We start from the raw sequence: 2,223 nt of genomic DNA, 5'->3' as shown, positions 1-2,223 counted from the left end.
TGCTCAAGGTCTTCCGGTGTCATAAAGCCTGATAGAGCTTCTGCCATCTCATCAAGTTCCTCATCAAGTTCTACAGTTTCTTCGGCCATTTCCATCATCTCATCAGCACTAAGTTCCAGCTTCTCCATCAAAGCCTCAAACTCTTCCTGCTCAAGCTCTCTTATCTCTTCTTCTGATTCCGCATCCGGAGCAGGTTCTTCTGGCTTGGTAGGAATCTCTTCAGCTCCCTCAAGGTTTCTCTCAGCAGTCTCTTCCATCTTGAGGTTCTTCTTTTTCTTATCACATGCGCGCTGAACCATCTCTGCATGAAGTATTGCTCTTAGGATTTCCTCCTCATCCACGTCTCCATTTTTCAGCTGTTTCTTTAACAATCCTATTTTGACACGTATGCCATTAGAAACCTGCATGGCCTTGGTGGATGTTTTTGCCTGGAGTACCTGGGAAGAAACCTGCTTAAAACTGTATAATACCGGTTTCTTTTTCTTTCCGGTCTGCTTTGTAGGCTTGCAGATTCCTATTGTTCCCACGTGATTACCATGGGCATCATAAAGCTTTTTCCTGTAATGCGTCGTATTTCCGCTTACCTTTACTTCCCATCCGCCATTCACATGATCACCTCCTTTTGAGCCGGACTGTAACGTACCCAGCGACTCACAACCACATGATTATGCGGTTCCAGATATCTATATCTGTATGGTTTTTGATCTTTACTATTCCCTCATCTATTTCCTTTGCATCGATTTCACCCCATCCACCGCCTCCACCGATCCCGGGGATCTTGTAGTAACCACCCACCGAAAAATAAAACCATCCATCTTCTGATACAGCTTCAGGATATTTCTCAAGTAAGGCTTTTCCATCCACATATATGTACTCATCATCAAAATCTGTCACAACAGCCTGGTCAAAATCAGTGTAGATTTTATCGAGGTTGCCTGCGTAACAGACTGAGCTCATCATACCTATGTCATTTGTTCTTTTATAGGAATTAACTTTGATCACACCTATCATCGTAGCTAAAATGACCAGTAATAATGCAGCTCCGCCGATAAGCATTTCAGAGTTGTACGCTCTTCTGTTTACAATTCTTTTAAGTCTCTTTTTCAAAAAACCATAACCGTCATCCCAGGTAAAAGGCATACCGCTCTCACTGTAACTTTCTCTTCCTGCACGGGATATTCTTTTTGCGCATTCTATGATAGTTTCTCCATAATCACATGGATCAATTCCATTTACCTTAAGAGTAACTGCATCGCATATTTCCTCAAGATCTCTTTTCAAATACCGAATGCATAAGTGTAAAAAAGCATTGGGCCAAAGAAGTACCCGGAGGATATCATATCCAAGCAGTATCCATAAATGTCCAAGCTTTATGTGTGTTTCTTCATGCTTTATTACTATATCAGCCTCTGCTCCTGATAGCCCCTTAGGGATGACGATCATGGGTTTAAAGCATCCGACACAGAATGAAGACAGATGCCCCGGAAACTCTTTTATCACAAAAACAGAAGTATGATCTTTAGAATCAGGCAGTCGGTTTACAGAGTTCCATACCTTCTTTCTTCTTGTAATGAACAATGTACCTGCAACGATCATTCCAATAAAATACACAGCACATATCCATCTCCTACTACAGAGAAGATACCACCAGTAAAATAGTCTTACTCCCGCCCTGGTCTCAAAGAATGCATGGAGCTTTCCACAAAACAAAACAGGAATCAAAAGACACCACAGCGCACCCTTTCCAAATGTTGATCCGGAAAAGAGAGTGCTCCGTAAAGTCATGATGATTCCCAATACCAAAACTGATATGATTGCACAAAAACCAAGTATGGTCGAGTAATAGACGCATACAAATTCTAAAAATCCATATAGCTCATTAAAGAATAACAGCATTCCCTGCATAACTGCTCCTTCGCTCATCCTTGAGCTTTACTTATTCTTCTTGGCCTTAGCTATAATGTTCTCCAGTTCTCTTATCTGTTCTTCAGATAAATTCACTTTATCTAATAAAGTAAATGCAGCTGAAAGCCTGTTGCCTTCAAAATAGCTGTTCGCGAAAGCACTGCTCTTGGCTTTCTGACATTCTTCCCTGCCCCTTAAAGCTGTATAGTGATAAACTCTGCTGTCATCAGGATCCACAGTATATGTAAGCATTCCCTTTTTGCAAAGTCTGTTTATCAGAACTCTTACCATTCGCTGCGTCATCTTGGAAGACTTGGG

3 protein-coding genes are annotated in these 2,223 nt (G+C 41.5%); all 3 read right to left on the bottom strand.

The genetic code is table 11. The annotated features are described in order from the left end of the window. A partial coding sequence (locus J6I68_RS05685) for a hypothetical protein (RefSeq protein WP_292218381.1) occupies positions 1 to 608 on the bottom strand: 608 nt, incomplete at its 3' end. Positions 609 to 651: 43 nt separating this feature from the next. Next, positions 652 to 1,923, bottom strand: a complete 1,272-nt coding sequence (locus J6I68_RS05680) for a M56 family metallopeptidase (protein WP_292218367.1) — start codon at positions 1,921 to 1,923, stop codon at positions 652 to 654. Between the two features lie 9 nt (positions 1,924 to 1,932). Then, on the bottom strand, positions 1,933 to 2,223 hold a 291-nt coding region (locus J6I68_RS05675; RefSeq protein ID WP_292218364.1), incomplete at its 5' end, for a BlaI/MecI/CopY family transcriptional regulator.

The organism is Butyrivibrio sp., from assembly GCF_017940685.1.
Lineage (GTDB): Bacteria > Bacillota > Clostridia > Lachnospirales > Lachnospiraceae > Butyrivibrio.
This window is presented reverse-complemented; position numbering and strand designations above follow the sequence as displayed.

What these genes read in the sequence shown, in the direction of transcription:
- J6I68_RS05680 (WP_292218367.1), bottom strand. Translation starts at nt 1,923, where the DNA reads ATGAGCGAAGGAGCAGTTATGCAGGGAATGCTGTTATTCTTTAATGAG.